The sequence below is a fragment of the Clostridioides sp. LIBA-6822 genome (assembly GCF_056688955.1).
Genome location: NZ_CP196995.1, coordinates 3,515,564 through 3,538,233 on the forward strand (window position 1 = coordinate 3,515,564; position 22,670 = coordinate 3,538,233).

Annotated in this window: 20 protein-coding genes and 1 riboswitch; of the genes, 1 reads left to right on the plus strand and 19 read right to left on the minus strand. The window is 28.1% G+C overall.

All coding sequences use genetic code 11. The annotated features are described in order from the left end of the window. Positions 1-27: 27 nt before the first annotated feature. From ACTG48_RS16720 to nrdE, 13 genes are all read right to left on the minus strand, one after another. Positions 28-1,944 (minus strand): FtsX-like permease family protein, encoded by a 1,917-nt coding sequence (locus ACTG48_RS16720; RefSeq protein WP_479917450.1) that lies wholly within the window; start codon positions 1,942-1,944, stop codon positions 28-30. Then, positions 1,944-2,690, minus strand: coding sequence for an ABC transporter ATP-binding protein (locus tag ACTG48_RS16725; RefSeq protein ID WP_021385829.1), 747 nt, complete (start codon positions 2,688-2,690; stop codon positions 1,944-1,946). The genes ACTG48_RS16720 and ACTG48_RS16725 overlap by 1 nt, the downstream gene beginning before the upstream one ends. Positions 2,691-2,798: 108 nt before the next feature. Then, the gene (locus ACTG48_RS16730) at positions 2,799-3,650 is read right to left on the minus strand and encodes an undecaprenyl-diphosphate phosphatase (protein ID WP_021385942.1); all 852 of its coding nucleotides are present in this window, start codon (positions 3,648-3,650) and stop codon (positions 2,799-2,801) included. Between the two features lie 223 nt (positions 3,651-3,873). Next, positions 3,874-4,623, minus strand: a complete 750-nt coding sequence (locus tag ACTG48_RS16735; RefSeq protein ID WP_479917451.1) for an ATP-binding protein — start codon at positions 4,621-4,623, stop codon at positions 3,874-3,876. Between the two features lie 261 nt (positions 4,624-4,884). After that, on the minus strand, positions 4,885-5,577 hold the full coding sequence (locus ACTG48_RS16740) for a response regulator transcription factor (protein WP_021385930.1): 693 nt from the start codon (positions 5,575-5,577) through the stop codon (positions 4,885-4,887). A 145-nt stretch (positions 5,578-5,722) separates the two neighbouring features. After that, positions 5,723-6,682, minus strand: coding sequence for an ABC transporter substrate-binding protein (locus tag ACTG48_RS16745; protein ID WP_479917452.1), 960 nt, complete (start codon positions 6,680-6,682; stop codon positions 5,723-5,725). Between the two features lie 32 nt (positions 6,683-6,714). Further along, positions 6,715-7,593, minus strand: coding sequence for an ABC transporter ATP-binding protein (locus ACTG48_RS16750; protein WP_021385909.1), 879 nt, complete (start codon positions 7,591-7,593; stop codon positions 6,715-6,717). Beyond that, the gene (locus tag ACTG48_RS16755; RefSeq protein ID WP_021385879.1) at positions 7,586-8,368 is read right to left on the minus strand and encodes an ABC transporter permease; all 783 of its coding nucleotides are present in this window, start codon (positions 8,366-8,368) and stop codon (positions 7,586-7,588) included. The genes ACTG48_RS16750 and ACTG48_RS16755 overlap by 8 nt, the downstream gene beginning before the upstream one ends. After that, positions 8,369-8,998: a hypothetical protein gene (locus ACTG48_RS16760; protein ID WP_021385847.1), complete on the minus strand. Its 630-nt coding sequence runs from the start codon at positions 8,996-8,998 to the stop codon at positions 8,369-8,371. 463 nt (positions 8,999-9,461) lie between these two features. Then, positions 9,462-10,361, minus strand: a complete 900-nt coding sequence (locus tag ACTG48_RS16765) for a helix-turn-helix transcriptional regulator (RefSeq protein ID WP_479917453.1) — start codon at positions 10,359-10,361, stop codon at positions 9,462-9,464. Positions 10,362-10,424: 63 nt separating this feature from the next. Beyond that, positions 10,425-11,051, minus strand: a complete 627-nt coding sequence (locus ACTG48_RS16770) for a GyrI-like domain-containing protein (RefSeq protein ID WP_021385916.1) — start codon at positions 11,049-11,051, stop codon at positions 10,425-10,427. Positions 11,052-11,128: 77 nt separating this feature from the next. Continuing rightward, complete coding sequence (gene nrdF / locus ACTG48_RS16775) at positions 11,129-12,100, minus strand: class 1b ribonucleoside-diphosphate reductase subunit beta (protein ID WP_021385855.1); 972 nt, start codon at positions 12,098-12,100, stop codon at positions 11,129-11,131. A gap of 12 nt (positions 12,101-12,112) precedes the next feature. Next, complete coding sequence (nrdE, locus tag ACTG48_RS16780; protein WP_021385867.1) at positions 12,113-14,212, minus strand: class 1b ribonucleoside-diphosphate reductase subunit alpha; 2,100 nt, start codon at positions 14,210-14,212, stop codon at positions 12,113-12,115. 479 nt (positions 14,213-14,691) lie between these two features. On the opposite strand from nrdE, the gene ACTG48_RS16785 reads away from it, so the two are divergent. Next, on the plus strand, positions 14,692-15,417 hold the full coding sequence (locus ACTG48_RS16785; RefSeq protein WP_021385907.1) for a pentapeptide repeat-containing protein: 726 nt from the start codon (positions 14,692-14,694) through the stop codon (positions 15,415-15,417). Positions 15,418-15,550: 133 nt separating this feature from the next. Here ACTG48_RS16785 and ACTG48_RS16790 read toward each other — a convergent pair whose 3' ends face one another. The 6 genes from ACTG48_RS16790 to ACTG48_RS16815 all read right to left on the minus strand — a co-directional run bounded on the left by ACTG48_RS16790 (position 15,551) and on the right by ACTG48_RS16815 (position 22,616). Further along, complete coding sequence (locus ACTG48_RS16790) at positions 15,551-16,747, minus strand: ABC transporter ATP-binding protein (protein ID WP_021385948.1); 1,197 nt, start codon at positions 16,745-16,747, stop codon at positions 15,551-15,553. Between the two features lie 2 nt (positions 16,748-16,749). Next, positions 16,750-17,775 carry a FecCD family ABC transporter permease gene (locus ACTG48_RS16795; protein WP_021385863.1) on the minus strand — a complete coding sequence of 342 codons (1,026 nt, stop codon included), beginning with the start codon at positions 17,773-17,775 and terminating at the stop codon, positions 16,750-16,752. A gap of 72 nt (positions 17,776-17,847) precedes the next feature. Beyond that, the gene (locus ACTG48_RS16800; protein ID WP_021385925.1) at positions 17,848-18,978 is read right to left on the minus strand and encodes an ABC transporter substrate-binding protein; all 1,131 of its coding nucleotides are present in this window, start codon (positions 18,976-18,978) and stop codon (positions 17,848-17,850) included. 228 nt (positions 18,979-19,206) lie between these two features. Continuing rightward, positions 19,207-19,391, minus strand: a riboswitch (cobalamin riboswitch). A 138-nt stretch (positions 19,392-19,529) separates the two neighbouring features. After that, complete coding sequence (locus ACTG48_RS16805) at positions 19,530-20,423, minus strand: dihydrodipicolinate synthase family protein (protein WP_021385868.1); 894 nt, start codon at positions 20,421-20,423, stop codon at positions 19,530-19,532. An 81-nt stretch (positions 20,424-20,504) separates the two neighbouring features. After that, a complete protein-coding gene (locus ACTG48_RS16810; protein WP_021385904.1) occupies positions 20,505-21,407 on the minus strand; it encodes a fumarylacetoacetate hydrolase family protein in 903 nt (300 codons plus the stop codon). 48 nt (positions 21,408-21,455) lie between these two features. After that, on the minus strand, positions 21,456-22,616 hold the full coding sequence (locus ACTG48_RS16815; RefSeq protein ID WP_021385940.1) for a UxaA family hydrolase: 1,161 nt from the start codon (positions 22,614-22,616) through the stop codon (positions 21,456-21,458). Between the last annotated feature and the right edge of the window lie 54 nt (positions 22,617-22,670).

The window sequence follows — 22,670 nt, forward strand, 5'->3', positions numbered from 1 at the left end:
ATACTTTTTATTAGTTAATAATCTCTCCTAAAAATTAACTAAATTTAACCTTATCTCTTTTAAATAATTATTTCTCACAATTAAGAAATACACTATTTGAACTAAAAATAAGCTTCCCATTACCAAAACTGCCGAAGATGCTACCTCTATATCAAAAGAATTTCTCAGTGCAGTAAGTGCAAATATCGAATGTATAACTGCCACTACATAAGGCAACAAAAATACAATTCCAATTTCAATAGTTGAAGCTTTTTTAATCTCATTATATGTCATCCCCAATTTATTTAACTGCTCATACTTTTTCTTGTCAACTTGACAATCCATATAAGACTTATTATATAAAAAACTACTTGTAGTAACAAAGAAAATCATACCTATAAATATTGCCAAAAACATAAATGTAGAATATGTTAATTTACCATTTTCTATCATTAATTCTTTAGAGAAGAATAAATATGGTTGCATTCCAGACTCATCATTAAATTTATTCTCAAATTGCCTACATATCTCTGTAGTTTTGCTTGAATCAACTACTTCAAATGTAGTAAATCTATCCACTATAAATTTTGATTTTATACTATCATAAAAATTATCTTTTACCACATACATATTGTCATAATATGCTGGCATAACACACTCTTCTACTTGTTTTACCACCTTTAAACTTTTATTCCCTATAACAACATTGTCTTTAACTTTCTTATCACCTGGTAAGCCTGATGAAAGCAATGATATAGATTCATTATCTTCAAAACTTATAGGCTTAACTCCTATAATCTTTGTGATTTCTAGATACTTAGATTCTTTCATAATTCTCACATTAAAATCGCTTTTCTTAGGAAATACAGTTTTAAATTCTCCATTAATTCTCGTATAATCTATATTTTCTTTTTTTAATTTGCTTTCTATAAAGCTCATTCTTTCCTTATCTTTTTCTTTACTATCAGGCTTGTTAGTATCATTATGCAAAGTCATTGTTGAATAATACATTGTGTTAGGATATATTAAATTAATTTGACGCTTTACATCTTTCCAAAATGAATAAACTGTACCTATAGCAGTAAATGCTACTGCAGAAGTTATAGCTATCAAAAAGAATATCCTAGCATTATCCTTTACTTTGTAAATCAAATTTGAAATCCAAAGCATATTCGTATTTTTTCTATAAAATCTCTTATTTAATTTTAGCTTTTTTAGAAAAAACACACTAAATTGAGAAAAAAATAAATAGGTTGCTAATATAGTAAGAGATGTAACTGGAACTAAGCGTAGATATGTTGTATATTGGTCAGTTGATGTAACCGCACTATAATATGCTATTACAAACAGACAAATACTTAATATAACAAATACTAGTGATGTTTTAGGCTCTGGTTTTGGAGTCTTTGTACCTTTAAGCAATCTCAATACTTGATTTTCCTTAACTATAAAAGAAGTAAATACTGATGTTAATATAGCCAAAACTATGAAGTAAAATAAAGTAGATAATATTGCATTTATTGGTATATAGAACTTCAATGGTGATAATTCTAAAAAGGTAGACATAATCACTAAAAATATCTTTGAAAAGACTAAGCCTATTATTACTCCAATTACAGAAGATGCTATATTTATTATTATATTTTCTATAAAAATTAACTTCATTACCTGTCGCTTTGATATCCCTGTAATATAAAGTATTCCAAATTCTTTATATCTACTTTTAAGAAATATACTAACCGAATAAAACACAAAGAAGAATAAAAATAAATATGCAATTATTTTACTCATCTTAAGTCCCTCTTTTAGATAATCGGGAAATTGAGATATCTCTAAATTTGGATGACTTGTAAACATGATAAAAGAAAATAGTAGGGCAGAGGATATAACAATACTTGCTAAATACCCTACATAAGCTTTAATGTTTCTTGAAATATTGTTGATGGCAAATTGTTTTATATTCATTAATTATCGCCCCCCAATAATGTAAGTACATCCATTATCTCTTGATAAAACTGCTCTCTACTACTTCCCTTATATATTTCATTATATATAGCTCCATCTTTTATAAATAAAATCCTACTACAATAGCTTGCAGCTAATGGGTCATGAGTTACCATCATAGTAGTAACCTTATTTTCTCTATTTATATTCTCAAATAACTCCATAACAGTCTTTGATGACTTTGAATCTAAATTACCAGTTGGTTCATCTGCTAAAAGTATTGATGGTCTATTTATTAATGCTCTAGCAATAGCAGTCCTCTGAGCTTGACCACCTGATACTTCAAAAGTTCTTTTGTCTAATAAATCTTTTATCCCTAAAATTCCAGATACTTCAGCCAATCTATTATTTTGTTCTTTTACACTAACCTTATCTAATGTCAATGGCAATACTATATTTTCACCTATAGTCAGGGTATCTAATAAATTAAAATCCTGAAATACAAAACCTAACTCTCTTCTTCTAAATAATGCAAGTTCTTCACCTTTTAATAGTAGTGGATTCTTACCTTTTAGCTCCATAGTTCCTGTAGTTGGTTTATCAATAGTAGAAATCATATTTAAAAGAGTAGTTTTCCCACTGCCAGATGGTCCCATAATTCCTACAAATTCTCCATCATCTATACTAAAATTTATATCATTTAATGCATTAAAAATTATTTTCTTGCCATATACTTTACTTAAATTATTTACAGTTAAAATTTTCATTATTAACTATCCTTTCTAATCTAATTTTTGAAATAACATATATATTTATTTGTTAATTATTATTTATATTGGTTAGCTAATTTTTGTAAATAATAAATATATCTTAATCTATACACTAATTATGTTTGTAAAAGCTAATATAGCAAGCAATATTCCCATAAGTATTCTATATATAGCAAATACTCTCATTGATTTTTTCTTTAGAAAATCCACAAATTTTTCCATAACTACTATTGATACAATAAAAGCTACTATAAATCCAACTATCAAGGCAATCCACAATGTTGGTGTCATTATTGAATAATCAAATTCAAATAAATCCTTTCCTGAGGAAGCTACCATAGCTGGCACAGCTAAAAAGAAAGAAAATTCAGCTGCTATAGGAGAATTAAGTCCTGCTATCCATCCACCCATAATAGTAGATGCACTTCTTGACATACCTGGCCATGCAGATAAAACTTGTAAAACTCCAACTTTTAATGCTTGTATTGGCGTGATTTTGTCTATATTATCAGTAGAATGTTTCTTTTTTCTAAACAAAGTCTCTACCACTAGTAATAAAATCCCACCAACTATAAATCCTATAATTACAGATTGTAAATTAAACAAGGCTTTTATGTTGTCATAAAATAGAACCCCCACAATCGCAAATGGAATACATGCTATAATTACATTCATTCCAAATTTAAAGCCAGTCTTTCCTTTTTTTCCACCAGTAAATATAAACTTAAAAAATTCTATAACACTATCTTTTATTTTTTTCCAATAAAGTACTACTACTGCTAATATTGCTCCAAGTTGTATTACAACCTCAAACATTTCAGCAAATTGTCCTTTAAAATCTATCAAGCTACCAACCAATATCATATGACCAGTAGATGAAACTGGGATAAATTCCGTAAGCCCCTCTACTATAGCTATCATAACTGATTTTAATATGAAAATAATATCTAAGCTCATCAATAAACATCCTTTCCTTTTTACAAAATTTATTTTTTATGTTATTTCTTACACTAATTGTAATTTAGATTAGAAAATTTAACTATCTACAAACATTACACAAACCTTACAGCTATGTAAGGTTTGCAAGTAAACTCTATTAAAATTAGATTTTTTAACTGTAATTATCTCATTCAACAAATGATATATAAATTAATAAAAAACATAATCAATTGAAGATTCATTATAGAAGATTATTCATATTATCTTTATTAAACATTATTGAAACTTCTGTGCCTTTTCCTACTTCTGATTTTATGCTGACTTTATGCCCTAAATCATCACATACTTTTTTTACTAGATAAAGTCCCATACCTGTAGATTCTCCAAACTTACGACCATTTTCCCCTGTAAAAAACGGGTCAAATACTCTTTTTATATCTTTAGAAACAATCCCAGTCCCTTCATCTATTATACTTAAAGTTACATATTTATTGTTTTCTTCAGCTTTTATATTTAGGTAGTTGCTATAACCTTTAGAATATTTCACACCATTTGTAATCAATTGACTTATTATAAATTTCATCCATTTTATATCTGTATAAACATAAGTAAACTTGTCTATTTTTATATTAGGAATTATCTCACTTTTTATAAACAATCTCTTTTCTTCATTTACAATACCAACTACAATTTCATTCAATCTAGCTTTTTCAACCACAAAATCTTTTTGGAAATTATCTGCCCTTGCAAAATGCATAGCCATATTTAGACCTTTATTTAATCTATCTAACTCTTCTCTTATGTTTTCTGTTACTTCTTCTCCCTCATATTCTTGAAGTTGAAGACTTATAACTGATACTGGTGTTTTCATCTGGTGAATCCACTGGTTGATGAAAGTTAAATGCTCACTATGTACTTTTTTATGTTCTTGTATCATTGATTGATATAATTTATGTTGTTGTTTTAAAATAGCTGATATATTTCTTCCCAAAAAAGAATTTCCTAAATACAAGAATGATTCATCCAGAGATTTTATACCTTTTTTGAATAGAGTATATACTTCTCTATGCTTATAGTACTTATATATTAAAAAACACAATAATATAAAAGAGCTAAATAAAAGAATATATAAGCTCTCTCCAAAATTGATAAACTTCATAAGATTACAATAAGTAATTGTCATAAATATTCCTATATAATATATAAAAATATAACCCTTACAATCTCTAAAAAATAATTTCATATTTTCTCCCTACCAATTTTTATTTAATTTATATCCTAATCCTCGTACAGTCTGAACAGCATTATCTATACCTAATTCCTCAAATCTTTTTCTTATCCTGCTAACATTTACATTTAGAGTATTTTCTTCTACAAATTCAATATCGTCCCATATCTTTTCTAACAGATAATCTCTACTTACTACCTTTGGATATTTTTTAATAAGACATTCAATCAATATGCCTTCTTTCTTAGTAATAATTAGAACCTTTCCACCTAATTCTAACTCCAACCTCTCTGGATAAAACTTCAATCCATCTAATTCAACTATTCTTTCATCTATTTTAGGTGAATATTCACCATATACTCTTCTTATATGACTCTTTATCTTTGCCATTACTACATCATAATAAAAAGGCTTTGTTATATAATCATCTGCTCCACTTTCTAAAGCTCTAATCTGGTCTACATTCCCATCTCTAGCTGATATAAAAATTATAGGTAGATTAGACTGCTGTCTAATACATCTACACCAGTAAAAACCATCAAATTTGGGTAAATTTACATCTAATAGCACTAAATCTGGCTTTATTTTTTCAAATGTAACCATTATATCATCAAAGTTTTCTTCAACAACCACTTCAAATCCATATTTCTCAATATAATCCTTAAGTAATGTACTTATTGATATATCATCTTCCACAATATATATTTTATGACTCATATATTCCTCCCGATATCTATTTTAACATTAACTAACCCTACTAAAAATAAATATAATTATTAATATAAAATAGAAAAAGTTACCTTAATTAAGGTAACTTAAACTTTTATTATAGTTTCTATTTAATATTATTTTAGCATAATTTCTACTTAGTAGCATATAGTAATTCTTTTATATCTACTTTTTTCTCTTGTAATCCATTTTTTATTAAGAAGTTTTGTGTATCTTCAAGTGAAGATATGTCTTTATCTGTTATATCTAAACTAAAATCATACCAAGCGTATAACTCTTTAGTTTCTTCAACACTTAAATCAACTTCTTTAGCTACTTTTTCCATAGCTTCATCAAAATTATTATTTACATATTCTAAAGTCTCTTTTTCAACCTTCATAAATCTTTCAACTATCTCTGGATGTTTCTCTGCAAAATCTGTACTAACAGCTGTTACTATTATCCCATCTACTAAACCTTCACCATTTGCTACAAGTTTACTTCCAGACTTCATAGCTTTAAGGGCTGCTGGTCCAGCAATCAATGCAGCATCAACACTACCATCAGCAAGAGCTGCTGATGCTTCTGGGATACCCATGTTAATAAACTCTACATCATCCATACTTAATCCTTCTTTATCAAGAGCTGCAATTAATACTTGGTGTAGTATAGTCCCCTTTGGCCCTGCTACCTTCTTACCTGCTAAATCTGCTGCTGATTTTATTAAACCATCGTTAGTCAAAATCATAAATCCTTTTGGTGACCTACTATAAGTGTTTAATATCTTTAATTCCACTCCATTAGATGCAGCTATCAAAGCTGACGTACCACCTAGTGCATGTAAAAAATCTATTTCTCCAGCAGCTAAGGCCTGTGTCTGCTCTGGTCCTGTAGTAATTTCATGGAAATTAACTTTTATATTATCCTTTTTAAATTCCTTTCCAAATAAATCATCCTGTTTTTGAATTATAGAAGGAACATTTAATGGTGATTTTACATAAGTTAAATTTATTTCTGAAAGTTTTTCTCCATCATCCTTTTTAGCACATCCAGCTAAAGCTGTTGTTGCAAGTGTTAATATCGTTATACCTACCAATAGTTTTTTTAATTTCATTTACTTTACTCCTTAAAATATTATTAATTTCTTTAAACGTCTTTGTTTGATTTCATTGTCATTAAAATATCTTTTTTTAATTTAATATAATAGTCTGAAGTTAAATCTCTATCATAATCATCTTCTATATTAAATTCTTTTATTTTTCTTTCATCTGTAAAAACAACTATTTTTTTGCCTATCTTTAATGCTTCATCGATATCGTGAGTTACAAATATTACACCTTTATTAGTTGATTTATGTATTCTTATAACTTCGTTTTGCATATCAATCCTTGTAAAATAATCTAATGCCGAAAAAGGTTCGTCCATAAACAACATATCTGGATTGAAAGAAAGAGCTCTAGCTATACTTACTCTCTGCGCCATACCTCCTGATAACTCATTTGGATAAGAGTTTTTAAATTTCTGCAAGTTCATCATCTTAAGATATTTTTCTACATCGATACAATTTTTCTTATTAGGTCTATTCAAGTAATTTAAATTATCATTAGTTTCTAAATCTATGGAATCATCATTTATACCTTTACTATCAATGCTTTTCTGATATTTGAATTTACCAAATACTTTACTTAAAATAGTGTTTTTTCTTTGATTATGAAAGGCTATATTTTCACTTACATTTAACCAAAGCATCAATCTACTCTCTTGAAATACAAATCCTACATTAGGTTTATGCTCTTTATTATCTTTAACAAATCTAATCTCACCACTATTTATATCTTCAAGGGATGCAATTGCCCTAAGTAAGGTAGTCTTTCCACATCCACTTTCACCTAAAATTACAGTTATATGATTTTTATCTATGTTTAAAGAAATATTACTAAGAACTATATGCTCTTCATTGTCAACTTCATAACTTTTAGATAGATTTCTGATTATATATCCAGAATCACATACTAAATTATTCATAGGCTTCCACCATCTTTCCCTTACTTACCTTTTTCACAATAATTGAAAATATATAATCTGTAATTATTCCTAAAAGTCCAATTACGATTATACCTACAATGACAACATCTGTCCTAGACATTTCCTTTCCATCAGATATCAAGTAACCAAGACCTGATGATGCTGCTACAAGTTCTGCCCCAATAATCGCTCTAAAACTATATCCAAGAGCCAACTTTAGCCCGACTGCAATATCAAGAATGGCATTAGGTATAATTATTTTAAATATTATTTGTAGCTTTGAAAACTCAAATACTCTACCTACTTCAATCAGTTTTGAGTCACAATTCCTAATCCCCTTTAATGTGCTTGTAAAGATTGGGAAAAAAGAAGCCAAAACTATAATTATAATTTTCGATTCTTCTCCTATGCCAAACCATAGTATAAGCATTGGTATTAAAGCAAGTGGAGGTGTATTTCTTAAAAAATTTATTAGTGATTTAAAATATTCATATACTTCACTATGAATTCCAAAGAATATCCCTAAAGGTACACCTATTGCAGTACTTATTGCAAATCCTATCAAAACTCTTTTCATACTTGCATATACATTAATAAATATTGAACCATCACTTATCATATTTAAAAATGTACTATACACCTTTTCAGGTGATGGTAATATATAATCACTCCAAATACCAAGATAATTAGTAATTTTCCATAGTAAAAGAATTATGAAAAATATCAAAACACTTTTTATTAGACTTAAAAACTTATTATTAAATTTATTGACCATTTACAAACCATCTCCATTATTACATCCATCTTTACAATAAAACATTTCTACTATATCATACTTATCTTCAGAACTATTTCTTATTTTTTGTATTTTGCTTAAGATTTCATCTTCACTCGATACTTCAAGAACTTTTTCAAAAGAGTCTTTAAAATATCCTAATGGAATTGGAGATTCATCTATCTTTCCAAGCGATTTTATACCTTCTTTTTCAGCAAACTCTTTCCATGTATAAAATATAGCATTACTCTTATCTTTAAACTTTTCACTTGCAAAGTCCCTTAATTGTGTACATGGACAGGTTACTATCAACATATCCTCTTCACTTTTGATATATTTATCATATAAAACCCTACAAGTCCTTACTAGTATTGGTTCTATCATAGGTACTTCAAAACTATCTATCAAATTATTTCTTTTTAAAAGATTTATACTTTCTGGACATCTACAATCTAACATTGTATTTTCAGTCTTTTTTATATACTCTTTGTATTGCTTCTTTACATATTCCAATTGTGGCTCACATTCTGCCATTATGTAACCCTTTTTTATCAAATTTTCTTTGACAAGGTGAAACTTTTCCCCATACATTCTTTCTGCCACTGGATTTATTAGAAGATATTTATTCATAGCTCCTCCTATTATTTAATATTGAATATTATTATCAATTACTAGTTTAAATGAGCACTTAAATTTTGTCAATATATTAAATTTTTCTTAATAAAATAATATTTATCTACATTTTTTTACTGTTTTAATTAAAATAGTAAATAGTATATTCAATTTATTTTAAATAATTATATACATATATTTCTAGTAACCTACTTATATAATAATCTATAAATATTATATAATGATATGTACGCAATTAGTATTAATATTTGATAATAATACTAATAAAGGTAGAAATTTTTTTAATATTATAAGAAATCAAATTGAATATTGAAACTAAAGTAAAAAAGCTGGTGTCTCAAAATGAACTTTTTAGTTCATGAGGCACTCTTCTTTGTATGTAATCAAATATATTTTCATCATTTCAATAATGAAAAAGAGGCTTATCTCTCTATTTTGAGACAACCTCTTTTTATAATCTTTATAAATATTTCATTTTAACTTCATCTATAATTTGTAAAATTCTATTTCTAACATCTATTGGTTCCAATACTTTAATCTTATTTCCAAAAGAAAGTATATATCCATATATCCAATCATTTTTTGGATACTGTACTGTTACGATGAAATCTCCATCATTATCACATAATATGTTATCAATATCAAATTCATCATACACTCTATAAGCTACATCTTTAGAAATTTTCAACTTTAAAGTAATACTTTCATTTTTATCTTCTTTTATCTCTCCCACTTCAATTGGTATACTCCTTATAAACGTCTGTTTACAAACACATATATTTCTCATCCTTACAATCCTAAAAATTCTATAATCATTTTTTTGACGACAATAAGCTTTGATATACCAAGACTTCTCTTTAAACCAAAGCATAAGTGGTTCTACACAACGCTTTGTTACCTTTCCATAAGTATTTATATACTCAAAAGTTATAATATTACAATCTAATATAGCTGATTTTATTTTTATAAATTTATCTTTTTCTACATCATCACTACCCCAATGAGAAAAATCAACAGTTATCCAGTTTATATCTGACTTACAAAATAAAGGTTTAAGTTTCGATAATATAGAATTAACCTCTGGATATTTAAGCATATTTAAACTCTCTAATGAGGCTAGAATTTCTTTCTGTTCTTGCTCAGATAAAATAGATTTATCAAAGGTAAAATTATCCAAAATACCTATACCCCCATTTCTACCTTTGTCAGTATAAATTGGAATACCAGAAGTTGACAGTATTTCGACATCCCTACAAATAGTTCTTCTAGATACTTCAAAATGTTCAGCTAATTCTGTTGCAGTTACTTTTTTCTTATCTAAAAGGATATAAATAATTTCAAATAATCTATTACTTTTCATATAATCACCTCATTACTTTATTATAGTATAACAATAAAGTAATATAATACCACAATATAACACTTATATTTCTCTTTTTACTTCAAAACGTAAAACTGTCTTTAATAAATCAGGAGATACTTTTCTAGCATCACTTATATAAATTTCACGATGTACATTAGATTTTCTTACAAGATTATTTCTTTTACAAAATTCACTCATAATGTCAAAACTTTCTGGTTCATTATCATATGAACCTACATGAAGCATTTGGACACACAATCCTTCATTAATAAACCCAAATTTAACTTTTTCAAGAAGGTTATGTGGTTTCTTCTTTTTTACTATGTCGATAGCTTTATCTAACAAGTCTTGTGTAACAAAATCTGGCTGACGTATCATCATAGTATAAATCAAGTCTTCTTTAATAAGTATATCTGAGTATTTGCTTTTTTCTCCTTTATCCCATATAGCTTCTAAAGGAAAAACAGTATAATCAAAATACCCTTCTGGCACAATTCCCTTCTTAGGCATGGATTTTATTGCATATGCCAAAGAATAAAGTACTCCTATTGCTTCAGTAAATTCTTTGTCATTTGGGTCTCCATTCCCTTTTAACATAATAAATTTCTGCTCTGGTACTTCAACTATTACTGGATTCTTCTTAAGTAAATATAACTCCTTATCTTTTTTTCTCCATTCATATTTCATGAGAATACCTCCATATATATTTTATACATTGATATTATCATGATAAAAGTGACAACAGTATGTCACAATTTATAAATTTATATTATAAAATCTTCATCTTCTAATTCCTCATATACTCCTTTTTGGTATCCATTGCCTTTAGTTGAAAAGAAATCATGTGTTTTAGTTTCCGTACTAAGACCATTTAATACAATTGGATTGATAGCATCTACAATATATAACTTCTCAAAGCCTAGATTTTCTAAAGCTCTATTTGCATTATATTTCAAAAAGTTTACTACCTCTTTTTCAAGCCCACTTTCTTTATATATAGCATTTGTGTATTCTATCTCATTCTCCATAAGGTTATCAAGTATAGAATACATCTTCTCTTTTAGTTTTTTCTTATCAATTTCATCAAATTCATCGTATATTTCTTGTGCAAGCAATCCTATATACTTACCATGTAAAGACTCATCTCTAAGAATAAGTGATATTATTTCTCCACTAGCTACCATCTTTCCTTGACCAGATAGATACAATGGATAAAAGAATCCTGAATAAAACAGAAAACTCTCTAAAAATACACTTGTAACCATAGATAAGTACAAATCCTTTTGATTTGTAGTGTTTTCATACTGAGCTAAAACTAAGTCAGCCTTTTTTTGTAAAGTTGGCTCTGTTTCTATCCATTCAAATAACTCATCTATTTCTGAATTAGAAAGTAAAGTCATAAATATAGAAGAATAACTTTTTGCATGTATTTCTTCCATAGTCCCCATAAAAGACAAGACAGCCTTTCTTTGCAGATTTTCTGTTAAACTCATCATAGATGGTATTCCATTATTCCCCTGTTTTGTATCCAATAATGTTAAACCACCCAATACTTTTTTATACAATTCCTTTTCCTTATCACTCAGTTCATTCCATACCTTGATGTCCTTAGAAACAGATATTTCTTCAGGAAGCCAAAATTGTTTTACATTTTGCTCCCAAAAAGCCTGTGTAAATCCATCTTCTTCTCTATTCCAGTTAACTGCATTATGTATTTTATGTAAATTAAACGTCATATATTTCTCTCCCTATACTGAACATACTAAACACTCATGAGTGTCTCTTGTCATCTTTGTTCTTGTGTAATATAAACTCTTCAGACCTTTTTTATATGCATATATGTAATGTCTAGCTATGTCTCTAGTTGTCTTTTCGTCTGTGACAAATAGAGTTGTTGATATACCTTGGTCAACATGGTTTTGAACTGTCGCTACTAAATCTATTACTTTTCTCATATCCATCCTGTATGCTGATTGATAATATAACATATTATCATTTGTTAAAAATGGCATTGGATATATTGTAGTAGAATCTCCATATGTTCTTACTTCTACTGGTTCAGTAATTGGCATTATACTTGATGTAGCATTTTGCACATAACTAATACTTTGAGTTGGTGCTATTGCCATCAAATAAGCATTGTATATGCCTTTTTCTTTTACTTCATCTAATAAACTTGCCCAATCTTCTTTAGTTGGTATATGGATACCTTCAAATAATGCCTTTACCTTATCTGACTTTGGTAAATAAGATTGCTCATAGTATTTTGATAGTACTTTACTTTCTCTACCTTTAGCATATTCTGATTTATTAAAGCCCTCAAAAGTTTGATTTTTTTCTATAGCTATTTTCATTGATGCTTTAATTGAGTAATATCTAACCATTGCAAAAAATACATTAGAAAAATCTATGGCATCCTCTGAAGTATATAAGATATTTTCCCTTACTAAATATCCATGTAAATTCATAGCTCCTAATCCTATAGAGTGAGACTTACTATTACTCTTACTAACTGTTGGTACTGGTTTTATATCTGTGCTATCTGCTACAAATGACAATGCTCTTATTGCTGTCTCAACCGTACTTTCTATAGTTTTATTGTCCATAACATTAGCTATATTTAAAGAACCAAGGTTACAACTTATATCTTGTCCCCACTCATTTTTACCTCCATAACCTTCTATTTGTGAAGGTGTCTGATATTGGAATATCTCACAACATAAGTTAGACATCTTGACCATTCCAACATCTCTTAATGTATGTTCCTTATTTGCTGTGTCTATGTATACTACATATGGATATCCACTTTCTTGTTGCATCTGTGCTATTTTAGTCAGCATCTGTCTAGGATTTATTTCTTTTTTTCTTATATCCTTATCATCAACCAATTTTTCGTACCACTCATTCATTTCTATCTCATCAAGATAAACTCCATACTTCTTATACACAGTATGAGGATAAAATGCATATGCAGTTTCATTTTTTTCTGCTAATTCCATAAACTTATCAGGTATTATAGCTCCTAGTGATAATGTAGCAAGTCTTATTTTCTCATCAGCATTTATCTTTTTCGTATCCATCAATAATTCAAAATCAGGATGGAATACAGTAAGGTAAACTGCTCCAGAACCTTGTCTAGCTCCCATTTGATTGAAATAACTAAAGGATTGCTCCAACATTTTTGCTACACCAACAACTCCTCCAGCTGCCCCTTCTATATCTTTGATTGATTCACCTGATGCTCTAAGTTTGGATAAATTTAGTGCAACGCCTCCACCAATCTTTGATAAATGATTTGATGAAGATATAGCATATGATATACCTTCTGTACTATCTTCTACAGATAATAAAAAGCATGATACCATCTCTCCAGCTCTTTTTCTTCCAGCATTTAAAAACGTTGGAGTAGCTGGTTGAAATTCTTGTTTTACTATTTTATCTGTAAGGCTTAGGGCCAAACCTTCATCACCATTTCCTAATGTCAAAGCTACAATTAATACTTTCTCATTATATGTTTCTAATATTTCTTTTCCATCATTGCTTTTTAATGCGTAATTTTGATAAAACTTGTTTGCACTCATATATGATTGAAATTCAAACTGATATTTCTCAATAAACTTATATACCTTTTTAATAAAATCCATACTATACTTATTTATTACTTCTTCTGAATAATAACCTTCATCTATTAAGTACTTTAATCTTTCTTCTAAATCTTTAAATTTTTTCAACTTTGGTTTTATAAATTCTTCTATGTAACTACTTAAGGCTTCCTTGTCTTTTTCCAATTGATACTTACCTTGTTCATTTTTAATTATCACTTGATTGTTAAGCTCTATCCAATTCATTATTTACCGTCCTTTTAACATAATCTTGTGCTATAATTTCTTTCAATTTTCTTATTATTTCTTTTAGTATTTATTAGTTGAAATCCCCAAAATAACCTATAACTATTGGAATATAATAAGTATTTTTCAAAAACAAAAGCACTACATATAGTCAGTGCTTTATCTATTATATACTACATATAGTATATACACAAATTTTTTTATATCTAAACTTTTATTATTGTATCACTGATATTATTTTTATTTAAAGAAATTTTTATCAACTCAAATATAAAACAATACAAACTTATTATGTCATGTTTAAAAGTGCAAATTATCCCTAAATAGCCTAAGAATATATTATAATATATTTAAAACAAAATATTTTATATATGATATTTTATATATTATTTAGAAGTTTTTTATTTATTGTTATATAATTAAATATATGACTATTTTGCTACTACATATATAAAAATAAATTCATGAAGGTGATTTTTATGAGAGATATTTCTAAATATGAACTTGAAAAGATACTTAAAAAACATTATTTATGGCTTAAAAACAACAATGATGGAGAAAGAGCTGATTTAAGAGAAATAAAATTAGAAAATATGAATTTAAAGGGATACTGTTTAAGTAATATTGATTTTTCATGGTCTGACCTTATTGATTTAAACTTAGAAGAAGCAGATTTAGAAAACTCTAGCTTTAGTAACTCTTATTTTTCAAATTGTTCATTAAAAAATTCCATATTAAAAAATGCAGACCTAAGTGGAGCTAATTTTAGATTTTGTGATTTATCTAGGTCAGATATTAGAGGAGCTAATTTAGAAAACTCCAACTTAGAATATGCTACTTTAGATGGAGTAGTATCAGATGAAAATACTCGCTTTTTCAAGTTATACTGTCCTGAAACAGGAGCATTTATAGGCTATAAAAAGTGTTTTAATTTTAGAATGGTACAATTATTAATTCCAAGTGATGCAAAAAGGGTTTCTGCTACATCAAATGCTTGTAGATGTGATAAAGCAAAAGTACTGTCAATTACAAGTATAGATGGCAAAGAATCTTTTAAAAGTGCTCGTGCATATGCTGATGAAAATTTTATATATAGAGTAGGAGAAACTATTATAGCTGAAGAATTTAATGAAAATAGATGGAAAGAATCAACTGCAGGAATTCACTTTTTTCTAACTAGAGAGGAAGCTATAGGTTATTTATAAAGGAATACTTTTTTATAACACCATACACAAAATAAATAAACAATAAAAAAAGAGTATCTATAATAATGTTTAAAAACTATTAAGATACTCTTTTATATTTTTTGTAGTCTGCAATTACATTTTATTTTACAATCTATAGTAAATTATCTGTCTTGATACTATCCATAATTTGTGAAACCTTATCTATATATTCTATATCATTACCAAGACTACTATAATACTTATTGCTCTCATTCCTATTCCTAAATGAATAAACTTTTTTATCCAATTTTAAAGCCTCTTTTATAATATCTATATTTCTTTTATTTGTTTCTCCTACGCTAAACCCTGTATCTATTATAATCTTAGAATCATTTAAATTTCTAATAGCTAAATCAAAACTCTCATTACTTATTGGCTCAAATGGCTTTTCTGTAAACATCTTTATGCCCATAGTTCTGCCAATTTCATAATCAATATCATTTTCATGTATTATTCCAGAATATAACCCTATACCTTTTTTAGTAAAAGCTCTATAAATTGGTGTAGCTTTACCACCACCACCAATTATAAAAACTTCATTTTTAGATTTATTACTAATCTCTACTGAGCCTAAAAGACTATTAAAATTTTTATCATCCAATTCATAAAGTGAATTTATAATATCTTCATCCACTACATCTTCAGGCTGACCATAATCTATGACTTTATTATTCTTTATAAGAGCAACTTTATCACAACTTTTTAATGCTATATCTATTTCATGCAATGAAAGTATTACTGAAATTGATTTTTCCTTACTTAATTTTTTTAGTATATTTATAAGCTCTAACCTATGTTTTATATCTAAGTGAGTTGTTGGTTCATCCAATATAATTATTTCTGGCTCTTGAACTAAAGCTCTTGCAACTAATACTTTTTGTTTTTCTCCATCACTTAGTTCGTCAAAATATCTTTTCTTTAAATGTAATGCATCTACAGATTCTAATGCTTCATCTACCAGTATTAAATCTTTTTTGGATAGGTTACCAAAAAATCCTGTATATGGATACCTTCCTATATTAACTATATCTTGTACAGTCATTAAATCACCTAATAATCTATTTGTAAGCACTAAAGCCATTTTTTTCGATAATGACTTTCTTGATATATGATTTACATCTATGTCATTTAGATATATCTCCCCTTTTATTGGCGTTATAAGTTTAGATAAAGACCTTAATATAGTAGTTTTTCCAGCTCCATTACTTCCTAAAAGACATAATATCTCTCCATTTTTCACCTCTATATTTATATCACTCACAACTACTTTTTTATTATATCCTACACTTAAATTATTAGTTTTCAACATATCTAAGCCCTGTCCTTCCTTTTCATCAATAGCATTACTACAATTGGTGCTCCTAATAAAGATGTTATTGTGCTTATTGGTAATTCTATTGGCGACAGAATTACTCTTGATATTAAATCACAAAGAGCTGTAACTATACTTCCTAAAAAAATTACCACTGGTATTAGTACTCTATTATCTGATGTCTTAAATATCAATTTTGAAACTTGTGGTACTGCAAGTCCAATAAATCCTATAGGTCCTGCAAATGCTGATACTATTGCTGCTAGTATACTAGATATAAATACTACCAAAAATCTAAAAAATTTTATATTTATACCAATACTTTTAGCATATTCTTCTCCTAATAAAAAAGCATTTAGAGGTTTTATTATAAAGATACTCATTAAAAGACCTAGAACACCAATCAATATAAGTATCTCTACTTTTTCCCAGGTAAATCCAGAAAAACTTCCCATAGACCAAACAGTGAATTCCTTTAATTTTTCACTATTTGCAAATGATTGTAGTACATTAGTTATACCACTACACACATATCCAGTCATAATTCCTATTATTAAAAGAGTCGTTATATTCTTTACCTTACTTGCAAATAAAATGACTACAGACATTACAATCAAAGCTCCTATAAATGCTGCCACAAATATACTCATTGAAGTTATATTTTCAAATCCTAATGTATATCCACCCAAAATCATAAGTGCTACTGATAAAGTAGAACCTGAAGATACACCTAATATATATGGTTCAACTATTGGATTCTTAAAAAATATCTGTAGTAAAATTCCTGATACTGCTAAACAAGCTCCACCCACCATAGTTGCAAGTACTCTTGGAATCCTTATGTTGTATATTATTTTATAGTGTTCTGTATTATCCATACCTCTTAATACAACATCTATTATTTCTTTAAACTCAATTTTTACAGATCCAAATGCTACACACACTAAAAAAGTAAGTATCATACCTATAATTAGTCCTATAAATATTGTAGTATTCTTTATTCTCATTTTATTGATAAAATCCATTTATATACCCCTCTTAACAAATCTATATTAACTAAAATCCATAAAACTCATCTTTTAGTGTCGTATTATATATTATTTATCATAATTTATATAATGTTTAATTTTTTCACCTGTAGCTCCTGGATGAAACATCTCAACTAAATCTACTATTAATTCATCAGTCTTATCTACTGATTGATAATAATCTGGAGCAAATACCCACAAGTTACCATTTTTTACAACATCCAAATCAGCCAATACAGGTGCACTAGATTTTATAGACTCTAAGTTTGGTGCATAATCTGAGCTTGATGAGTATACAAATATATCTGCATCCTTTGCAACTTCATGTAGTTGTTCAATACTCACTCTTCCTTCATTTGAATCCATTGAAGCACATGCATTTATTCCACCAGCCATTCTTATCATATTATCTACATATGAATCTTTAGGTGCTACATAAGCATTTCCTTCATATACAGATGCCCATACTACCTTAGGCTTGTTTTTGTTTTTTATTTTTTTACTTACTTCTTCTATCTTTTGTACTGTCTTATTTAATTCACTAGTGGCTATATCTTCTTTATCATAAAATGCAGCTATTAAGCTTGTCCATTCCATTCTTCCAAATGGATTTTGCTCTTTATATTCATTATCTACAACATAGTTAAGTCCTAATTCTTTTAGTTTATCAATAAATTTTGTATCAGCTTCTGATAAACCACTACTAACTATAGTTAAATCAGGGTTTAAATCTACTATTTTTTCATAATCTGGTGCTAAGTTTGAACCAACATAATGTATCTTTCCGTCCTTCATCAAATCTTTAATTTCTTTGATAGTCCAATACTGTTCCTCTGTTGTTACTGCTTTTATGCTATCTAGCTCACCTATTGTTCTTAGAGAACAAGCTTGTGTTGTAGATGCTATTAAGACATTATCTACAGGTGTTCTAACTATATTAGCATTTTTATACTTTTCAGGAACTTCAATTTTTTTAGGAATTAAAATTAGTTCTCTTTTATCTCCATCAGTTACTTTTTTAATTCCATCCTCTAAGTCTTCAACACTAAACCCACTTGCATATTTTAATTCTAACTTCTTACCACTACTAACTTGTGCATTCTCTTTATCATTTTTACTACATCCTATAAGACCTCCTACTAAAAGAACTATCATAATACTTAGAAAAAATTGCTTTAAAACATTTACTTTAAATTTCATCTCTTTCACTCCAATATTTTATTTTTTATAAGTGGTTAAAAATTCTAATAACATATACTTTTAAAATATATCTCATTAGAACTATATTAAAGTCATCTTTAATAATTATAACCTTTTAATAAAATAAAAAACTTCTCCTAATTTAGAAAGGAGAAGTTTATATATCAATTTTACAAAAAATGAATTGATATTTCATTTTATTATAAATTACAATTTCCACCCTAAATTGAACCTATGTAATACTGGGCAGGTCTTCTGACTCACGGCTTTTCCTCTATCATCCTTCCCAAAACTTTTCATATAAATCTCAGTGGATTTTGATTTCGTATCCGTATACAGTAGCGGGGGCTGTAGTGAATTTACATCACTTTCCCTATTAAACTAATATAGTACCCTAGTATCATTTTATTTAATTTTTATTAACATAATTGTAGTTTATTGTTGACCACTTTGCAAGGTTGATTTAACATATAAAAAAAAGAGTGCTTAAAATGACTATAAAAATCAGTTTAAAACACTCTTTGTTTTTTACTATATATCTAATTAACCAGTTAACATATATTTAATTCATTCATTAGTTTTTTAATCTCATATACTTGATTTTCATTTGGCTTTATAAAAGGTGCAGTCATGTAATCACTCACTTGTAAGCCTCTAATATTCATTGCTTTTTTCATTGCTGGTATAAATGGGTTTGTTATTAAATAAAAATCCATAGCTTTATTTATATATTTTTGAATTTCTATAACCTTATCCATATCTCTATTATTATAAGCTTCTGCCCATTTTGAACAAACTTCTGGAATTAAATTTGATAGACCTCCTATACAACCTGCTCCTCCAGACATTAGATTATGTATAAAGTTTTCATCATAACCACTATATATCTTAAAATCTGGAAACTCTGCTTTCATAGTATTTATTAAATCTCTAGTGTGTCCCATCAAAGTTACTGTATCCTTATAACCAACTATATTTTTATGCTTTCTTACAAGTCTTAATGTAAGTTCTGGACTCAAATCATAACCAGTTCTATCTGGATAATTATATAGATATATTTCAGCTTCTGTATTTTTAGCTATTTCGCTATAAAACAACTCAATACTGTCATCATCAAGAGAGAAATAATAAGGGCTTATTATCATAACTCCATCTGCTCCACTATTATGTGCATAATTTGAAAGCTCTATAGACTCTTTTATACTCATACGGCTTGTACCTATAAACACTTTTACTCTCTTATTAACATGATTAATTACTAAATCTATAAGTTCTTTTTGCATATCCATAGACATATTAAAGAACTCTCCAGTACTTCCCATTACAACTAGGCCATCTACTCCTCCATCTATAAGATGGTCATAGACTTTCTTATTTCCTTCTTTATCTAAATTTCCTTCTTCATCAAATATTGTAACCACTGGTGTCAAAAATTCTGCTTTCATAATTTAAACTCCTAAAATTTATTTTAATATGTTCATTTAATACATTCAGGTTCTGCCTTAACATTACCTATATTAAAACATTTACTTAATGTAATTTCTTAAAATTCCAATACTTTCAACCTCACATTCAATTACATCTCCACTACTCATATATCGAGGAGGTGAAAAACCCATACCAACTCCAGAAGGTGTACCAGTAGCTATAATATCTCCAGCCTCTAAAGTCATACCTTTTGAAAGTTCTGAAACTATGTCTGAAATGTCTGATATGAATAACCTTGTATTAGAATTTTGTCTTTCTTCACCATTTACTCTACTGCATACCTTAAGTTTTACAGGAAAAGAAATTGCACTTTTATGTACGATACATGGCCCTAAAGATGTAAATGTATCTAATCCCTTTCCTCTAAACCATTGAACATGCTCTTTTTGTAACTTTCTAGCAGAAATATCATTTATAACAGTGTATCCAAAGATATAATCTTCGACCTCTTCTTTTTTAATATTAACACCTGTTTTACCTATTACTACTCCAAGTTCAACTTCATAGTCTAATTGACTATTTATATCAAAATGACCATCTATCTTATCTTCTGGGCCTATAGCTTTTGTAACACGTTTTGTAAAATAGACTGTTTTTTGTGGTTTTTCAAAACTATCATCAAAGTGAGTTTGAGTTTCTTCAAGATGGTCTTTATAGTTCACTCCCACACATAAAATATCGTGTATAGGTTTTTCTATAGGAACATGTATAATACATTCTTCTCTTTTAAAAACATCATAATTATGGAATATATCTTCCTTTATAGTACTTTTCAGTCTAATGATATCGTCTTGAGATATATTTTGAATTAAATCATTTAAGTTCTTAAAAGATTTGCTAAGATTTAAGGAATTAATATCTATAATAAATAATTCATCTTTAGAAAAAACTCCTATTCTTTTACATTCATTTTTTCCTTCAGTAAAACTGACAAACTTCATAATCTCACCCTTTATTAAAATTCTATGTATTCGTTTTTTAATTAAATCTTATACATAGTTACATACTCTAGCTATTGCCATTTCAGTATATCCAAGAGACTCAGCCTTTGATTGTTTTCCATTTGCTACATCTACAATCATATTTAATAAATCATCTGTTAATTCTTCCATTGTTTGTGGACCATATATAACTGGGCTAGCATCAAAATCCATATTGTCTTCCATATTTGCAAAAGTTATTTTGTTTCCAGTTATCTTTATTACAGGAGCTATTGGATTTCCTGATGGAGTTCCTCTACCTGTACTAAATACTACTATTTGAGCTCCTCCTGCAACCATACCAGCGACAGATGAAGCATCATTTCCAGGTGTATCCATTATAACAAGACCTTTTTTATCAATCTGTTTAGCATAATCATACACTTCACTTATTGGTCTATGACCACCTTTATGTATACAACCTAGTGATTTTTCTTCCAAGCTTGTCAAGCCACCAGCTATATTTCCAGGAGATGGATTTCCTTCTCTTACCTCTTCTCCAACTAATTTTAACGAATTTTCATATCTATGCACTATATGTAATATTTTTTCTTTTACTTCTTCATTTACTGCTCTTCTAGCTAATATATGCTCTGCTCCTATAAATTCAGTAGTTTCACTTAAAATTGATGTTGCTCCTAAATCAACAAGTCTATCACTTAATTCACCTATTAGTGGATTTGCTGCTAATCCACTTGTTGGGTCAGACCCTCCACACTCAGTTCCTAGTATAATCTCAGATATTGGGAATTCTTCTTTTCTAAGTAAAGATGCCTCTTGAGCCATTTCTCTAGCATAACGAACAGCCTTTTCTATAGTTTTCAAAGTCCCATGTTCTTCCTGTATTACAAGGGTTTTTATTGGCTTGTTTGTTCTCTCTTTTATTGCATCTACTACCAAATCATTTTGACAATTCTCACATCCTAAAGATACCACTATTACCCCATATACATTTGGATTTGCTGCATATCCAGCCATAACATCCATAGTCAATTGTTGGTCTGAATTTACTTGTGAACATCCATTTTGATTATTAAAAGTAACTGCTCCTTGAACTTGAGACGCTATTATTCTAGTTGTATCTGATGCACAAACACTAGTAGGTAATACTAATATGTGGTTTCTTATACCAACTCTTCCATCTGGTCTTTTATATCCATAAAATTTCATACTGATTTCCTCCTAAAATAGTCTATATACCTTCTGTAATTTTCATATATTATA